The sequence below is a fragment of the Flavobacterium bomense genome (assembly GCF_003970355.1).
This window is the reverse complement of sequence record NZ_RYDJ01000201.1, coordinates 1-1,146: the sequence shown is the minus strand read 5'-3', so window position 1 is coordinate 1,146 and position 1,146 is coordinate 1. Positions and strand designations below refer to the sequence as shown.

Genomic DNA, 1,146 nt, shown 5'->3' with positions numbered 1-1,146 from the left:
AATAATGTGATTTTTAGAATAGAATTCTTCATTATTACTTTGTACTTTAAGAATGGTTTTTATTAAATTCCCAAGAAATTACTTGGCGTGATTTGCATCAATTCGGCTTTAATTTCAGGTGAAACATCTAAAGTTGCGATGAAATTATGAATGGCTTTTTTGTCAATAGCTTCATTGGTTCTAGTCAATCCTTTCAATGCTTCATACGGATTTGGATAGGCTTCACGACGCAAGATTGTTTGAATCGCTTCGGCAACAACTGCCCAGTTTTTCTCTAAATCTTCGTGGAATTTTGGTTCGTTCAGAAATAGCTTGTTCAAGCCTTTCAACGTAGCTTCAAAAGCGATTAATGTGTGTCCTATTGGTACGCCAATATTTCTCAAAACCGTACTATCGGTCAAGTCGCGTTGCAATCTTGATAGTGGTAATTTAGCTGAAAGATGTTCGAAAATAGCATTGGCCATTCCTAAATTTCCTTCCGAATTTTCAAAATCTATCGGGTTTACTTTGTGTGGCATTGCCGATGATCCAATTTCTCCCGCTTTGATTTTTTGTTTGAAATATTCCATCGAAACGTAAGTCCAAATGTCTCTGTCTAAATCAATAATGATGGTGTTGATTCTTTTCAACGCATCGAAAAAAGCAGCAAAATGATCGTAATGTTCGATTTGTGTAGTCGGGAAGGAGTGGTGTAATCCAAGAATTTCTTCCACGAAAGTACCACCAAATTTTCTCCAATCAATTTGTGGATAAGCCACGTGATGGGCATTGTAATTTCCGGTTGCGCCACCAAATTTTGCTGCAAAAGGAATGTTAAACAACAAACGCATTTGCTCTTCTAGACGTTCTACAAAAACACCAATTTCTTTACCCAAACGTGTTGGCGAAGCCGGTTGTCCGTGAGTTCTGGCTAGCATTGGAATGTCACGCCATTCGATACTTAAATCTTTTAATTTTGAGGTCAAAGTGATTAGTGATGGCATATATACTTTCTCGAAAGCGTCTTTTGTCGAAAGTGGAATCGCTGTATTATTGATGTCTTGCGATGTTAATCCAAAGTGGATAAACTCTTTGTATTGTGATAAGCCTAATTTTTCGAAAGCATCTTTGATGAAATATTCTACCGCTTTTACATCGTGGTTGGTT

The 1,146-nt window shown here is 37.1% G+C and carries 1 protein-coding gene; it reads right to left on the bottom strand.

Features of this window, described 5'->3' with window-relative positions; all coding sequences use genetic code 11:
• Nucleotides 1-62: 62 nt before the first annotated feature.
• The coding region (gene purB, locus EKL98_RS16740) for an adenylosuccinate lyase (protein ID WP_126563216.1) at nucleotides 63-1,146 on the bottom strand (1,084 nt) is incomplete at its 5' end.